Below are 15,758 nucleotides of genomic sequence, written 5' to 3'. Positions count from 1 at the left end.
GCCCGAATCATCCCCCTGGTGGGGTCGGTTGTGTGGCTTCGAGGAGTCCGGCGAGTTCCACCAGGTCGGTGCCGGTGAGCCGGGGGAGCACGCAGCCCGGGAGGGTGCGGCAGGTGTCGCGCCAGGCCGCCGGGATCGCCGCGCCGCCGCTCAGCGTGCCCGTCAGCGCGCCGGCCAGGGCGGGTGCCGAGTCGGCGACCCGGGACAGGCAGGCGGCGGCGGGGACCGTCTCGGCGATACGGCCGTCCGCCGCGACCGCGAGGGCCAGGGCGACCGGGACCGTTTCCGCCGCGGCGATGCCGTAGCTGTAGACGTGGTCGACGATGTGGTGTTCGAGGAGCGGGATCAGGGCGAAGGCGCTGTCGGCGTCCCGCGCGAGCCGCAGCGCGTGGCGGGCGTTGCGGCCGATCTCCGTCTCCTCGGGGAGCTCGGCCAGTGCCGCGCTCACGCAGGCCCCGGTGTCGGCGCCGACCAGGGCCAGCGAGAGGGCCGCCGCCATCGCCCGCGCGCCGCGCACGCCGTCGCCGTCCTGGGTGTAGCGGGCGTCGAACTCGGCGAGGTCGGCGGCGCCGCGGGGGTCGCCGGGGTGGGCGACGGCGAGGACGCAGGCGCGTACGCAGGCCGCGTCGTCGAAGTAGTGCGGGTTGTCGTGGCCGGTCGCGGGTGGGCGCAGGCCGGTGGCGAGGTTGCCGAGGCCGGCGCGGACCGAGATGCGGGCGCGCAGGGGGAGGATCGCCGACTCGATCTCGGGGGCGCGGTCGGCCGCGGCGGCGACCTCGTCGGCGAGGGCGCTCCAGGTGAGGTCGATCGCGGCTCGGGTGCGGCGTTCTCGGCTCAGGTCGCCGAGGGCGGTGTCGTCTCCGGCGCGCAGCAGTGCCTCTGCCGTGAACGCCGCCCACTCCGCGTCGTCGGAGGGGCCGAGGCGGAGGGGCTCGGGGGGCTGGTTCAGGGCGATGGGGACGGGGAGGGTGGTCGTCGCGTTGTGCTCGGCGAAGGTGTCCAGTTCGCGGGTGAGGCGGCGGGTCCAGTCGGGCATGCGGGCGGCCCGGTGGCGGGCGGCGGGCCAGCCGGCGGCGTCGCCCGCGGCCAGGCCCAGCAGGAGGCCGAGGACGCGTTGTCCGGCCTCGGCTTCGCCTTCGGCCGGTTGTTTCCCACTCGCACCCGTGCGGCTTTCGTCGTCGGGTGCGGGTGGCCCTGGTGGGGGCTCGTCGCCGTCGGCGGCCGCGGGCTCGTTCGGCTGTGCGAGGGCTGTCCGGGTTCCCTCGTCCAAGGGAGTGGGCGGCGTCATCGCCGGCCCCCTTCCGCCGGCGCCGGAGCCTCACCCCGTACGAATCCCCCGACCCGCCACTTGCCGTCCTCCCCCGGCACCAACAACTCCGCCACGTCCAGCACGTGATGTCCGCTCATCGACGGCAGGCAGCTGCCCCGGGCCGGGCCGATCGCCGCCGCCCACTCGGCCGGGATCGCCGACTCGCCCTGCGTCGCACCCGCCAGCGCCCCCGCCACCGCCGCCGTCGTGTCCGCGTCCCGGCCCATGTTCACGGCCGTCAGCACCGCCTGTACGAAGTCGCCGTCCGCCGCCGCGTACGCGCCGAAGGCCAGTGCGACCGCCTCGGGGGCCAGGTCGGTCCAGGGATAGCCGCCGATGACCACCGCGGAGCGGACCGCGCGTTCGCCGCGGTGGGCCACCGCCACCGCGCGGCGCAGGGACCGGGCCGTCCAGGAGTCGTCCGGGACCACGGCCAGCGCCGAAGCCACCACGGCGATCGTCGGGGCGCCCGCCATCGCCGCCGCGACGCCCGCCGCCACCGCCTGGCCGCCGTAGATCCCCTCGCCGTCGTGGCTCACCGAACCGTCGATCGCCACCAGCCGGGCCGCCTCCGCCGGGCGGCCCGCCGCGAAGACGCCGAAGGGGGCCGCCCGCATGGCGAGGCCGTCGCTCCAGGCGTGGCGGTGCTGGGCGGAGATGGGGGCCGCGAGGCCACGGCGGAGGTTCTCCAGCGTGCCGCGTTCACTGAAGCCCGCGCCCCGGAAGGGACCCTCCGCGCGGTCCGCGATCCACTCGTGCCAGGCGGCCTCCACATGGGCCGGGGTCAGGGCCGAGCCGTGGCGGGCGAGGAGGAGGCCCGAGAAGATCGCGTACTCGGTGTCGTCGGTGCCGGCCGGGCTCTCGGTGACGAATCCCGTGATGCGGCCCCAGCGGGCGCGGATCTCGGAGGGCTTCATGTTCTCCGCCGGGGCGCCCAGCGCGTCGCCGACCGCGAGGCCCAGCAGCGCGCCGCGGGCACGTTCGCGCAGCTCGGCGGCGTCCCCGGGCGCCGGGACCGAGGGGGTGCGGGCGATCGATGCCATACGCGACCTTCCTCCGGGGGCTCCGCCCAGGGCGCGGAGCCCTTTGCGGATATGTCCCACCGTCGGCGGTTGACCCGAGCCTCGGACGCCCCAGAGTCACCCGGTCGACATCTGTGCGGACCTCGGCACGAATGAGCGTTCTAAGGCAAAACCGCAGGTTAGCCCAGCCTTTCCTTGCTGGCGAGGGGGAATCTCCGAGGATAGATTTGGTGTTGTCCAAGAGTAGAACGTGTCTAAAGACAGCCTTACCTGATTTCCAACGGGAGACCCTCATGGCCATCATCGAGACCGAAGCGGCGCTGCACGAGGCGCACCGAGACAACCACACGCACCGCGATGTGAACGGTGGCTGGCTGCGCCCGGCGGTCTTCGGAGCGATGGACGGGCTGGTCTCCAACCTCGCCCTGATGACCGGTGTCGCGGGCGGGGCGGTCAGCCATCAGACCGTCGTGCTGAGCGGGCTCGCGGGACTCGCCGCCGGCGCCTTCTCCATGGCCGCCGGCGAGTACACCTCCGTCGCCTCGCAGCGCGAGCTCGTCGAGGCCGAGCTGGACGTGGAGCGGCGGGAGCTGAGAAAGCACCCGAAGGACGAGGAGGCCGAACTCGCGGCCCTGTACGAGGCCCGGGGCGTCGAACCGAAGCTCGCGCGGGCCGTGGCCGAGCAACTCTCCCGTGATCCTGAAGTGGCCCTGGAGATACACGCCCGCGAGGAGCTCGGCATCGACCCCGGGGATCTGCCGTCGCCGCTGGTCGCGGCAGTCTCGTCGTTCGGCTCGTTCGCGCTGGGGGCCCTGCTGCCCGTGCTGCCGTATCTGCTCGGCGCCACCGCGCTGTGGCCGGCCGTCCTGCTCGCGCTCCTGGGGCTGTTCCTGTGCGGTGCCGTCGTGGCGAAGGTGACCGCGCGGACCTGGTGGTACAGCGGGCTACGGCAGTTGGCGCTCGGTGCCGCCGCGGCCGGTGTGACGTACGCCCTGGGCAGCTTGTTCGGAACGGCCGTAGGATAGTGCGACTGGAACTTATGCGAGGGGCCGCATAAGTAGCCGTTACTCGCTGGTTTCGAGTGGATGACCACCGGGCATGAGCCGTAAGCGCTGTGGGCAAAGACGCCCGCGGCGCGCTCGCGGGGTGGGCGACGACGCCTCCTCCGCCCCCTCGGGTCGACGGACATAGACCTGTCCCGCTCGGTCCCCACATACTTCAAGCCATGTGCGCGGAACCCCCACCGCACGCCCGTGGCGTCCGCATGGTGGAACGGAGTATCCCGGTTCCCGAGAACCGTTCCATCATGTAACCTGCACGAAATTTTGCGATCACGCAGAGGGCCAACGTCGTCCCTCGGCACCATGCATATGCCAGATGACGACGACGGGAGAGCCGATGCGTACGCCGCGCCAGCCGTCCCAGCATTCCGCGAATGGCCAGAACTGGTCGTTCATGGATGCTCGCCCTGCTGCGCAGGGTATGTACGACCCCCGCAACGAGCACGACGCCTGCGGCGTCGGCTTCGTGGCCACCCTCACCGGCGAGGCGAGCCACACGCTGGTCGAGCAGGCGCTCACCGTTCTGCGCAACCTCGAACACCGCGGTGCCACCGGCTCCGAGCCCGACTCGGGCGACGGCGCGGGCATCCTCTCCCAGGTGCCGGACGCCTTCTTCCGCGAGGTGACCGAGTTCGAGCTTCCCGCGGCCGGTGCGTACGCCGTCGGTATCGCCTTCCTCCCGGAAGAGGGGACGGCCGACGCCGTCTCCCGGATCGAGACGATCGCCGGTGAGGAGGACCTGACGGTCCTCGGCTGGCGCGAGGTCCCGGTCGCGCCGGAACTGCTCGGCGCCACCGCCCGGTCCACGATGCCCGTCTTCCGCCAGATCTTCGTGACGGACGGTGCCAGCACGGACCTCGCCCTCGACCGCAGGGCCTTCGTGCTGCGCAAGCGCGCCGAGCGCGAGGTCGGCGTCTACTTCCCGTCGCTGTCGGCCCGCACCATCGTCTACAAGGGCATGCTGACCACCGGCCAGCTGGAGCCCTTCTTCCCGGACCTGTCCGACCGCCGCTTCGCCTCCGCGATCGCGCTCGTGCACTCCCGGTTCTCGACGAACACCTTCCCGAGCTGGCCGCTCGCCCACCCGTACCGCTTCGTCGCGCACAACGGCGAGATCAACACCGTCAAGGGCAACCGCAACTGGATGGTCGCCCGTGAGTCGCAGCTGGTCTCCGACCTGTTCGGCCCGCAGGAGAAGCTGGAGCGGATCTTCCCGGTCTGTACGCCGGACGCCTCCGACTCCGCCTCCTTCGACGAGGTCCTCGAACTCCTGCACCTCGGCGGCCGTTCCCTGCCGCACTCCGTGCTGATGATGATCCCGGAGGCGTGGGAGAACCACGACTCCATGGACCCGGCCCGGCGCGCCTTCTACCAGTTCCACTCCACGATGATGGAGCCCTGGGACGGCCCCGCCTGCGTCACCTTCACCGACGGCACCCAGGTCGGCGCCGTGCTCGACCGCAACGGCCTGCGCCCCGGCCGCTACTGGGTCACCGACGACGGCCTCGTCGTCCTCGGCTCCGAGGTCGGCGTCCTCGACATCGACCCCGCCAAGGTCGTCCGCAAGGGCCGCCTCCAGCCCGGCCGGATGTTCCTCGTCGACACCGCCGAGCACCGCATCATCGAGGACGACGAGATCAAGCGGACGCTCGCAGCCGAGCAGCCGTACGCCGAGTGGCTGGAAGCCGGCGAGATCGAGCTGTCCGACCTGCCCGAGCGCGAGCACATCGTGCACACCCACGCCTCGGTCACCCGCCGCCAGCAGACCTTCGGCTACACCGAGGAGGAGCTGCGCGTCATCCTCGCGCCGATGGCCAAGGCCGGCGCCGAGCCGATCGGTTCCATGGGCACCGACTCGCCGATCGCCGCCCTCAGCGAGCGCCCGCGTCTCCTCTTCGACTACTTCACCCAGCTGTTCGCGCAGGTCACCAACCCGCCGCTGGACGCCATCCGCGAGGAGCTCGTCACCTCCCTGCGCTCGTCGCTGGGCCCCGAGGGCAACCTGCTGGAGCCCACGGCCGCGTCCTGCCGCTCGGTGACCCTGCCCTTCCCGGTCATCGACAACGACGAGCTGGCCAAGCTCATCCACATCAACGCCGACGGCGACATGCCCGGCATGAAGGCCGCGACCCTCTCCGGCCTGTACCGGGTCTCCGGCGGCGGTGACGCCCTCGCCGCGCGCATCGAGGAGATCTGCGCCGAGGCCGACGCCGCCATCGACAACGGCGCCCGCCTGATCGTCCTGTCGGACCGCCACTCCGACGCCGAGCACGCGCCGATCCCGTCGCTGCTGCTCACCGCGGCCGTCCACCACCACCTCATCCGCACCAAGCAGCGCACCCAGGTGGGCCTGCTGGTCGAGGCCGGCGACGTCCGCGAGGTCCACCACGTCGCCCTGCTCATCGGCTACGGCGCCGCCGCCGTCAACCCCTACCTGGCGATGGAGTCCGTCGAGGACCTGGTCCGCGCCGGCACCTTCCTGCCGGGCATCGAGCCCGAGCAGGCCATCCGCAACCTGATCTACGCCCTCGGCAAGGGCGTGCTGAAGGTCATGTCCAAGATGGGCATCTCGACCGTCGCCTCCTACCGCGGCGCCCAGGTCTTCGAGGCCGTCGGTCTCGACGAGGCCTTCGTCGAGAAGTACTTCAACGGCACCGCCACCAAGATCGGCGGCGTCGGCATCGACGTCATCGCCAAGGAGGTCGCCGCCCGCCACGCCAAGGCGTACCCGGCCAGCGGCATCGCGCCCGCCCACCGTGCCCTGGAGATAGGCGGCGAGTACCAGTGGCGCCGCGAGGGCGAGCCGCACCTGTTCGACCCGGAGACGGTCTTCCGCCTCCAGCACTCCACGCGCACCGGCCGCTACGACATCTTCAAGAAGTACACCGAGCGCGTGAACGAGCAGTCCGAGCGCCTGATGACGCTGCGCGGCCTGTTCGGCTTCAAGTCGGACCGGCAGCCGATCCCCCTCGACGAGGTCGAGCCGGCCAGCGAGATCGTCAAGCGCTTCTCCACGGGCGCCATGTCGTACGGCTCCATCTCCAAGGAGGCGCACGAGACCCTCGCCATCGCCATGAACCAGCTGGGCGGCAAGTCCAACACCGGTGAGGGCGGCGAGGACCCCGAGCGCCTGTACGACCCGGCCCGCCGGTCGTCCATCAAGCAGGTCGCCTCCGGCCGCTTCGGTGTCACCTCCGAGTACCTGGTCAACGCCGACGACATCCAGATCAAGATGGCCCAGGGCGCCAAGCCCGGCGAGGGCGGCCAGCTGCCCGGCCACAAGGTGTACCCGTGGGTCGCCAAGACGCGTCACTCGACGCCGGGCGTGGGCCTCATCTCCCCGCCGCCGCACCACGACATCTACTCCATCGAGGACCTGGCCCAGCTGATCCACGACCTCAAGAACGCGAACCCGCAGGCGCGGATCCACGTCAAGCTGGTCTCCGAGGTCGGCGTCGGCACGGTCGCCGCCGGTGTGTCCAAGGCGCACGCGGACGTCGTGCTCATCTCCGGCCACGACGGCGGCACGGGCGCCTCGCCGCTGACGTCGCTCAAGCACGCCGGTGGGCCTTGGGAGTTGGGCCTCGCCGAGACCCAGCAGACCCTGCTGCTCAACGGCCTGCGTGACCGCATCGTCGTGCAGACCGACGGCCAGCTCAAGACCGGCCGCGACGTGGTCATCGCCGCGCTGCTCGGCGCCGAGGAGTTCGGTTTCGCGACCGCGCCGCTCGTCGTCTCCGGCTGCGTCATGATGCGCGTCTGCCACCTGGACACCTGCCCGGTCGGCATCGCCACCCAGAACCCGACCCTCAGGGACCGGTTCTCCGGCAAGGCCGAGTACGTCGTGAACTTCTTCCAGTTCATCGCCGAAGAGGTCCGCGAGCTCCTCGCCGAGCTGGGCTTCCGCTCCATCGAGGAGGCCGTCGGCCACGCCGAGGCCCTCGACGTGACCCGCGCGGTGAACCACTGGAAGGCGCAGGGTCTGAACCTGGAGCCGCTGTTCCACGTGCCCGACCTGCCCGAGGGCGCGGTGCGCCACCAGCTGATCGAGCAGGACCACGGCCTGGAGAAGGCGCTCGACAACGAGCTCATCAAGCTCGCCGCCGACGCGCTCGCCGCGGACTCCGCCACCGACGCCCAGCCGGTGCGCGCCCAGGTCAAGGTCCGCAACATCAACCGCACGGTCGGCACCATGCTCGGCCACGAGGTGACGAAGAAGTTCGGCGGCGCGGGCCTGCCCGACGACACCATCGACATCACCTTCACGGGCTCCGCCGGCCAGTCCTTCGGCGCCTTCCTCCCGCGCGGTGTCACGCTGCGCCTGGAGGGCGACGCCAACGACTACGTCGGCAAGGGCCTCTCCGGTGGCCGCGTCATCGTCCGCCCGGACCGGGGCGCCGACCACCTCGCCGAGTACTCGACGATCGCGGGCAACACCATCGCGTACGGCGCGACCGGCGGCGAACTGTTCCTGCGCGGTCGCACGGGCGAGCGGTTCTGTGTCCGCAACTCCGGTGCGCTGGTCGTCTCGGAGGGCGTGGGCGACCACGGCTGCGAGTACATGACCGGCGGTCACGCGGTGGTCCTCGGCGAGACGGGCCGTAACTTCGCGGCCGGTATGTCCGGCGGTGTCGCCTACGTCATCGACCTCGACCGGGACAACGTCAACGTCGGCAACGTGACCGCCATCGAGGCGCTGGACGAGGCCGACAAGCAGTGGCTGCACGACGTGGTGCGCCGCCACCAGGAGGAGACCGGCTCCACGGTCGCCGAGAAGCTCCTCGCCGAGTGGGACACCGCCGTGGCCCGCTTCAGCAAGATCATCCCCAGCACGTACAAGGCAGTGCTCGCCGCCAAGGACGCCGCCGAGCGAGCCGGTCTCTCCGAGACCGAGATCACCGAGAAGATGATGGAGGCGGCGACCAATGGCTGATCCCAAGGGCTTTTTGAACCACGGCCGCGAGGTCGCCAAGTCCCGCCCCGTCGGTGAGCGCCTCAAGGACTGGAACGAGGTCTACGTCCCCGGCTCCCTGCTGCCGATCATCAGCAAGCAGGCCAGCCGGTGCATGGACTGCGGCATCCCGTTCTGCCACAACGGCTGCCCGCTGGGGAACCTCATCCCCGAGTGGAACGACTACGCCTACCGCGAGGACTGGGCGGCGGCGAGCGAGCGCCTGCACGCCACCAACAACTTCCCGGAGTTCACGGGCCGCCTGTGCCCCGCTCCCTGCGAGTCGGCGTGTGTGCTCGGCATCAACCAGCCGGCCGTCACCATCAAGAACGTCGAGGTCTCGATCATCGACAAGGCGTGGGAGACCGGGGACGTCGCCCCGCAGATCCCGGAGCGCCTGTCCGGCAAGACGGTCGCGGTCATCGGCTCGGGCCCGGCGGGCCTGGCCGCCGCCCAGCAGCTGACCCGGGCCGGCCACACCGTGGCCGTGTACGAGCGCGCGGACCGCATCGGCGGCCTCCTGCGCTACGGCATCCCCGAGTTCAAGATGGAGAAGCGGCACATCAACCGCCGTATCGAGCAGATGCGCGCGGAGGGCACCCGCTTCCGTACCGGTATCGAGATCGGCCGCGACCTCAAGGCGACCGACCTGAAGAAGCGGTACGACGCGATCGTCATCGCCGCCGGCGCCACGACCGCCCGCGACCTCCCGGTCCCCGGCCGCGAGCTCAAGGGCATCTACCAGGCCATGGAGTACCTGCCGCTGGCCAACAAGGTCCAGGAGGGCGACTACGTCACTGCGCCGATCTCGGCCGAGGGCAAGCACGTCGTCGTCATCGGCGGCGGCGACACCGGCGCCGACTGCGTGGGCACCGCCCACCGCCAGGGCGCGGCCTCGGTGACGCAGCTGGAGATCATGCCCCGCCCGAACGACGAGCGGAACCCGGTCAACCAGCCCTGGCCGACCTTCCCCATGCTGTACAAGGTCACCTCCGCCCACGAGGAGGGCGGCGAGCGCGTCTACTCGGTGTCGACGACCCACTTCGAGGGCGACGAGGACGGCAACGTCCAGTGGCTGCACCTCACCGAGGTCGAGTTCATCGACGGCAAGCTGACCCCGAAGCCGGGCACGGAGCGCAAGATCCCCGCCCAGCTGGTCACGCTGGCGATGGGCTTCACCGGCACCGACCGGGAGAACGGCCTGGTCGACCAGTTCGCCCTGGACCTCGACGAGCGCGGCAACATCGCCCGCGACGCCGACTTCCAGACCAACGTGCCGGGTGTTTTCGTCGCCGGTGACGCGGGCCGCGGCCAGTCCCTCATCGTGTGGGCGATCGCGGAGGGCCGCTCGGCCGCCCGCGGCGTCGACCGCTTCCTGACCGGCGCGAGCGACCTGCCGGCGCCGATCCGCCCGACGGACCGCGCGCTGATGGTCTGACACCTCAAGAGACGTCCCGTACAACGGCGTACGGAACACTGACGGCGCCTGCCCCTTGTCCCCGACCGGACGAATGGGCGGGCGCCGTCGCCTTGTGCCGGCCCAGTGCGCCGAGGCCGCCGCCTCGGCCTCCGCCTCTCGGCCTCCGGACGGACGGCCTCTCGCCCGGTGGATGCGCTGGACGCCGAGGGGCGTACCCGACCGCGGCGATGGCGACGGGGGCGACGGTGAAGGGCAGGACCCCCATGCGTCTCACTGGGCGACGCCTCCGCCCGTCGGCGTGAAGGAGGGCGCGCGGTCGTCCACAGCCGGCACCCAGGGGACTGGACGAACGGTGAGCCGGTGGGGACGGCGTCGATCAAAAACGGCGAACCCTGTGGACGCGGGGAGGGGCGGGGCCGCGGGTGACGTAACCTCGGCAGCCAGTGAGAGGCGTGTGGGGGGAGACCGTATGGCCGCGATCAGTCTCAGCAAGGTCGAGGAGACCGCGCCCGCGCTCGTCAGCCTGTACAAGAGCGCCGGGGTGTCGCTGCGGAAGAACGGGCTGGACGGGGTGCGGGCGGCGGTCTACCTGGTGGTCGACTACTCCGGGTCGATGAAGCCGTACTACAAGGACGGCAGCGTGCAGGCGCTCGCCGACCGGGTGCTCGGGCTGTCGGCGCACTTCGACGACGACGGCACCGTGCCCGTGGTGTTCTTCTCGACCGACGTCGACGCCGAGACCGAGATCGCGCTGGCCGGCCACCAGGGGCGGATCGAGCGGATCGTGGCCGGGCTCGGGCACATGGGCAGGACCAGCTACCACCTGGCCATGGACGCCGTCATCGACCACTACCTCGACAGCGGCTCCCCTGAGCCCGCCCTGGTCGTGTTCCAGACCGACGGCGGGCCCATCAACAAGCTCGCCGCGGAACGGTATCTGTGCAAGGCGGCGCGGCTGCCGCTGTTCTGGCAGTTCATCGGCTTCGGGGATCCGAACAGCAGGCAGTTCGAGTACCTGCGCAAGCTCGACGAGCTGTCCGTGCCGGACAAGCGGGTCGTCGACAACGCCGGGTTCTTCCACGCCGGTCCCGAGCCTCGGAAGATGTCCGACGCCCAGTTGTACGACCGCCTGCTCGGCGAGTTCCCGAAGTGGCTGGTGGCCGCGCGGGCGCAGGGGATCGTACGGGGATAGTGCCCCCCGCGGAGCCCGGGGCGGTCGCTCACCCGGCTGCTCGCCCCGTTGGCTCAGCCGGTACGGCCGTGTCACCCTGTGGTTGATCCGACGGGGAGGCGACGACGTATGCACGGCGCACGATCGGAGAACGCGGCAACGCCGGCGCGGCGGACCGCCGCGCCCGGAAAGGGCGAGCGGGTCGCCGACTGGGCGGACGGGCGGCTCGGCCTGTACGCGCTGGCCAAGGCCAACATGCGCAAGGTCTTTCCCGACCACTGGTCGTTCATGCTGGGAGAGGTCTGCCTCTACAGCTTCCTGGTCCTCATCCTGACCGGCGTCTACCTCACCCTGTTCTTCGACCCGAGCACCAGCGAGGTCGTCTACAACGGCTCCTACGAGCCCCTCAACGGCGTCCTGATGACCCGGGCGTACGAGTCCACGCTCGACATCAGCTTCGAGGTGCGCGGCGGGCTGCTCATCCGGCAGATCCACCACTGGGCCGCCCTGGTCTTCGTCGCCGGCATGCTCGTGCACATGATGCGGATCTTCTTCACCGGCGCCTTCCGCAAGCCGCGCGAGCTCAACTGGGTGTTCGGCTGGACCCTGCTGATGCTCGGCATCATCACCGGCCTGACCGGCTACTCCCTCCCCGACGACCTGCTCTCCGGCACCGGCCTGCGCTTCGCGCACGGCGCGATCCTGTCCATCCCGGTCGTGGGGACGTACGTGGCGTTCTTCCTCTTCGGCGGGGAGTTCCCCGGTGAGGACTTCATCGCGCGGCTGTACCCGATCCACATCCTGCTGCTGCCCGGGATCATGCTCGCTCTGGTGGCCGCCCATCTGATCCTGGTCTTCTACCACAAGCACACGCAGTATCCGGGCCCCGGCCGCGACGAGAAGACGGTCGTCGGCATGCCGTTCCTGCCGGTGTACATGGCCAAGGCGGGCGGCTTCTTCTTCCTCGTCTTCGGAGTGCTCGCGATCATGGGGGGCATCGCCACCGTCAACCCGGTGTGGGCGTTCGGGCCCTACCGCCCGGACCTGGTGACCACGGGCGCCCAGCCCGACTGGTACCTCGGCTTCTCCGAGGGGCTGATCCGGGTGATGCCGGGATGGGAGATCAACGCCTGGGGCCACACCCTGGAACCGGGCGTCTTCATCCCCTTCTCCCTCTTCCCGCTGATCCTGCTCGCGATCGGCGTGTATCCCTTCTTCGAGGCCTGGATCACGGGGGACAGACGCGAGCACCACATCCTCGACCGGCCGCGCAACATGCCCGTGCGCACCGGCCTCGGCGCGGCCTGGCTGAGCCTGTACGTGGTGCTGCTGATCGGCGGCGGCAACGACATCGTGGCCACGCATCTGCATCTGTCCATCAACGTGATCACGTGGTTCGTGCGGATCGGGGTCTTCGTCGTGCCGGTCGTCACCTTCATGGTGACCAAGCGCATCTGTCTCGGGCTGCAGCGCCGCGACCGGGACAAGGTGCTGCACGGCAGGGAGACGGGCACCATCAAACGGCTCCCGCAGGGCGAGTACATCGAGGTCCACGAGCAGCTCTCCCAGGCCCAGCTGTTCACCCTCACCCAGCACGAGCAGCCGCCGCCGTACGAGACCGGCCCGCAAGTCGACGCGGGCGGCGTCCGGCGCCGGATCAAACCGTCCCAGCGGGTGCGGGCCAGACTGGCGCGGGCCATGTTCGGGCCGACCACGCACATCGCCAAGCCGACGGTGGAGGAGTACCGCGAACTCACCGGCGGCGACCACCACTGACGTGGCGCACCACCCATACGTTTACGTGTCGCACGAATACGTTTGCGTGTCGCACGAATATGTTTGCGTGTCGCATGACTACGTGTCGCACTCCAGCACCGTCCGGCACAGCCCGCACCGCGCCCGGACCCGCCCCCGCACCGGCACCCGGATCCGCTGCTGACAGGTCGGGCAGGGGAACGACACCCGCAGCGGACCCCGCCCGTCCGGTGTGAAGGCATACGGCACCCCCGGACGGTCGCCGGCACCGTGGTGGTCCTGGGCGTGCCGGCGGTCGCGGGCGTAGCGGCGTCGCCCGGCCCAGCCGGCCGCCGTCAGCGGGGGCTGTTCCTCGTCGCGGCGGGCCTCGGCCCTGCCCTTCACATACGCCGTGTACGCCTGCGGACTGGTGAACCACACCGACGGGTCCTCGGCGAAGACCAGCGCCCGCTTGGCGAGGACGTACCCGAACTCCTCCGGCGTCAGATACCCCAGCTTCTGCGAGGACGCCGCGTCCTCCCGGTAGGCGTCGAGGAGCAGCCAGCCCGCGCCCAGATACGTCGTCGCGGTGTCCGTGAGGATCTCGTTGTCCCGGATGCCGGGGAAGGACAGGCCGAGGCGGTGCAGATACACATGCATCACCTCGTGGGCGAGGGCGGCGCCGATGTCGCGGCGATGGGTGCGGAAACGGTCGTTCAGCTCGATGAAGTACTCGGGCCCGGCGGCGAGTTCGACGTTCGCCGCATGGGTCATCTCCCGGAAGCTGACGATCAGCCGGGCGTCCGGGAGGCGGTAGTGCCGCACCAGCTCGTGGGCCACCCGCTGCGCGCCCAGGTACAGGTCGTCCGTGTCGCAGAACGCCACATCGGCCGGCGCCACGCTGGTCGCGAACGTCCGGATGGTGTCGTACGACAGCCGCCGGTAGAGCGCGGTGATCGAGGCCCGCACCGTCTGAAGGTGTGGGAAGCCGTGCTGGACCGGTCCGCCGTTCGCCACGGCCGTACCCCCAAGACGCCTTGAACCCGATTCCACTCTACGGGGAGGTGAGGGGAATTTCCCCGGCGAGGTTCCACACCGGGGACGTGAGATCCGTCCTTGCCAGACATGCCGGCTGATCTTCATACTGCGGGCCGCTCAACACGCCATGAAAGGACGTATGTTGACCCACAGCCTGCCGAAGAGAAGCGGCACGACCCTGGCCAAGAGAGCGGCTGCCGTCGGTGCCGTCGCGCTCGCGGTCGCCTCCCTCCAGCCCCTCAGCAGCGCGAACGCCGCGTCCACCCGCGTCGTCGGTGGAACGCCCGCCGCGCAGAGCGAGTTCCCGTTCATGGTCCATCTCTCCATGGGCTGCGGCGGGGCGCTCTACAAGAAGGACGTCGTCCTGACCGCCGCCCACTGCATAGACGGCGGTTCCGGCAACAACACCCGCATCACCGTCACCGCGGGTGTCAATGACCTCAACTCCTCCGCCGCGATCAAGGTCAAGTCGACCAAGGTCAAGCTGGCCCCGGGCTACGCCGGCGAGGGCAAGGACTGGGCGCTGATCAAGCTCGCCCGGCCCATCGACAAGCCCACGCTGAAGATCGCCACCACGGACCGCTACAACCGCGGCATGTTCACGATCGCCGGGTGGGGCGACACCCAGGAGGGAGCCGGCACGGGCACGACCAAGCTCCGCAAGGCCTCCGTTCCCTTCGTCGCCGACCGCACGTGCAAGCGCCACTACGGGAACCGGCTGGTGTCGAAGGAGGAACTGTGCGCCGGCTGGCAGCGCGGCGGCATCGACACCTGCCAGGGCGACTCCGGCGGCCCCATGTTCCGCAAGGACGACGCGAACAAGTGGATCCAGGTCGGCATAGTCAGCTGGGGCGACGGCTGCGCCCGCACCGGCGTGCCCGGCGTCTACACGGAGGTCAGCCACTTCGCGAAGGACATAGCCCGCGCGGCGAGCGCCCTGTAGGCGACCGCCGCACCAGGGGTGCGTCAGACGGCCCGGAGGACGGGGGCACCGGCTTCGCCGGCCCCGCACCGGGCCGTCTCGTCAGTTCCAGCCCCAACGCCTCGTCGACGCCCTCCCGCAGCACGGGCCCCGGCCGTACAGCGAGCGCTCACGAACCCGCCCGCCACGGGCTCCTTGAGGCACGCGTCGTCCTCGGTGCGTACCAGGCCCCGCTCGACACCCAGTTCCTCGAAAGGCGAGCGCAACCGGGCCGGACGCCTACGGGCCCGCCCAGCGTCTCCGGTACGTCACCCGGGGGGGGCGCCCAGTCGGTCCGGACCACCTCGGCCGGCGCCCAACCGCGCGGGCGCGGCCGGGACTTCGGGCAGGGGGCCGTCGGCCGTACTCGGCGAGGACCTCGCGGAGGGCCGAGAACTTCGCCGTGGGGCGGCCGTACGCGCCGATCGGGGCGTCGTCGTACAGGTTGACCGACGTCCCGCACTCCAGGGCCTCCCGCAGGGCCGCCGCCGCGTCCCCGCGATCCCTCACGAGCTGCTCACCGCCCCGCCTGCTTCTCCCGCCTGCTCACCCGCCGCGCCGGCATGGCCTCCGTCCGCTTCCCCGCCCAGCAGGACCGCACCATGCCCCGGCGGCTGGAGCGGCCGGATCCCCGATCCCGACGATCCACCCGTGACCGAGCGACCGATCAGCTGGCGGGACCTCCCGTAGGCTGAACCGCCATGACCACCAGCAACATGTCCGCCGGCGACGTCGACCCCGCGGTCCGCGAGGAGCTCGCCCGGCTGCGCGACAGCATCGACAACATCGACGCGGCCGTCGTCCACATGCTCGCCGAACGCTTCAAGTGCACCCAGCAGGTCGGCCATCTCAAGGCCAAGCACCAGCTCCCGCCCGCCGACCCGGCCCGCGAGGCCCGGCAGATCGCGCGCCTGCGCACCCTCGCCGAGAACGCCAAGCTCGACCCGGCGTTCGCCGAGAAGTTCCTCAACTTCATCATCGGCGAGGTCATCCGGCACCACGAGAGCATCGCCGAGAACACGATCAACGGCGCTGCGCCCACGGCGAACTGAACCGGACAGGCCCTCCCGGGGGAGTGACACGGCGGCCCG

The 15,758-nt window shown here is 70.9% G+C and carries 10 protein-coding genes and 1 pseudogene; 8 read left to right on the top strand and 3 right to left on the bottom strand.

What is annotated here, in order from left to right; all coding sequences use genetic code 11:
* Positions 1–7 precede the first annotated feature (7 nt).
* Together ABZ078_RS19670 and ABZ078_RS19665 are read right to left on the bottom strand one after the other, a co-directional pair.
* Positions 8–1,288, bottom strand: coding sequence for an ADP-ribosylglycohydrolase family protein (locus ABZ078_RS19670; protein ID WP_356576891.1), 1,281 nt, complete (start codon positions 1,286–1,288; stop codon positions 8–10).
* Positions 1,285–2,352: an ADP-ribosylglycohydrolase family protein gene (locus ABZ078_RS19665; RefSeq protein WP_356576889.1), complete on the bottom strand. Its 1,068-nt coding sequence runs from the start codon at positions 2,350–2,352 to the stop codon at positions 1,285–1,287. Before ABZ078_RS19665 ends, ABZ078_RS19670 begins: the two co-directional genes overlap by 4 nt.
* 272 nt (positions 2,353–2,624) lie before the next feature.
* Here ABZ078_RS19665 and ABZ078_RS19660 point away from each other — a divergent pair, with 272 nt between their 5' ends.
* The 5 genes from ABZ078_RS19660 (at position 2,625) to ABZ078_RS19640 (ending at position 12,710) form a co-directional block, all read left to right on the top strand.
* Positions 2,625–3,356, top strand: coding sequence for a VIT1/CCC1 transporter family protein (locus ABZ078_RS19660; protein WP_356576887.1), 732 nt, complete (start codon positions 2,625–2,627; stop codon positions 3,354–3,356).
* A gap of 373 nt (positions 3,357–3,729) precedes the next feature.
* On the top strand, positions 3,730–8,325 hold the full coding sequence (gltB, locus tag ABZ078_RS19655) for a glutamate synthase large subunit (protein WP_356576886.1): 4,596 nt from the start codon (positions 3,730–3,732) through the stop codon (positions 8,323–8,325).
* Positions 8,318–9,781: a glutamate synthase subunit beta gene (locus tag ABZ078_RS19650; protein ID WP_356576884.1), complete on the top strand. Its 1,464-nt coding sequence runs from the start codon at positions 8,318–8,320 to the stop codon at positions 9,779–9,781. Before gltB ends, ABZ078_RS19650 begins: the two co-directional genes overlap by 8 nt.
* A gap of 451 nt (positions 9,782–10,232) precedes the next feature.
* Positions 10,233–10,955: a VWA domain-containing protein gene (locus ABZ078_RS19645; RefSeq protein WP_356576882.1), complete on the top strand. Its 723-nt coding sequence runs from the start codon at positions 10,233–10,235 to the stop codon at positions 10,953–10,955.
* Between the two features lie 108 nt (positions 10,956–11,063).
* The gene (locus tag ABZ078_RS19640) at positions 11,064–12,710 is read left to right on the top strand and encodes a cytochrome bc complex cytochrome b subunit (protein WP_356576880.1); all 1,647 of its coding nucleotides are present in this window, start codon (positions 11,064–11,066) and stop codon (positions 12,708–12,710) included.
* 78 nt (positions 12,711–12,788) lie between these two features.
* Here ABZ078_RS19640 and ABZ078_RS19635 read toward each other — a convergent pair whose 3' ends face one another.
* Positions 12,789–13,685 (bottom strand): hypothetical protein, encoded by an 897-nt coding sequence (locus tag ABZ078_RS19635; RefSeq protein ID WP_356576879.1) that lies wholly within the window; start codon positions 13,683–13,685, stop codon positions 12,789–12,791.
* A gap of 160 nt (positions 13,686–13,845) precedes the next feature.
* Between ABZ078_RS19635 and ABZ078_RS19630 the strand changes: the two genes are divergently transcribed.
* The 3 genes and pseudogenes from ABZ078_RS19630 (at position 13,846) to ABZ078_RS19620 (ending at position 15,719) form a co-directional block, all read left to right on the top strand.
* Entirely contained in the window at positions 13,846–14,649 is an 804-nt protein-coding gene (locus ABZ078_RS19630; RefSeq protein WP_356576877.1) for a serine protease, read from the top strand.
* Positions 14,650–15,191: 542 nt separating this feature from the next.
* A pseudogene (locus tag ABZ078_RS19625) lies at positions 15,192–15,357 on the top strand (AraC family transcriptional regulator); the annotation flags it as partial.
* Positions 15,358–15,368: 11 nt separating this feature from the next.
* The gene (locus tag ABZ078_RS19620; RefSeq protein ID WP_356576875.1) at positions 15,369–15,719 is read left to right on the top strand and encodes a chorismate mutase; all 351 of its coding nucleotides are present in this window, start codon (positions 15,369–15,371) and stop codon (positions 15,717–15,719) included.
* Positions 15,720–15,758 lie beyond the last annotated feature (39 nt).

Source organism: Streptomyces sp. NPDC006385 (genome assembly GCF_040612485.1).
Taxonomy (GTDB): domain Bacteria; phylum Actinomycetota; class Actinomycetes; order Streptomycetales; family Streptomycetaceae; genus Streptomyces.
The sequence above is the reverse complement of the archived record's forward strand: the minus strand, read 5'-3'. Positions and strand labels throughout refer to the sequence as shown.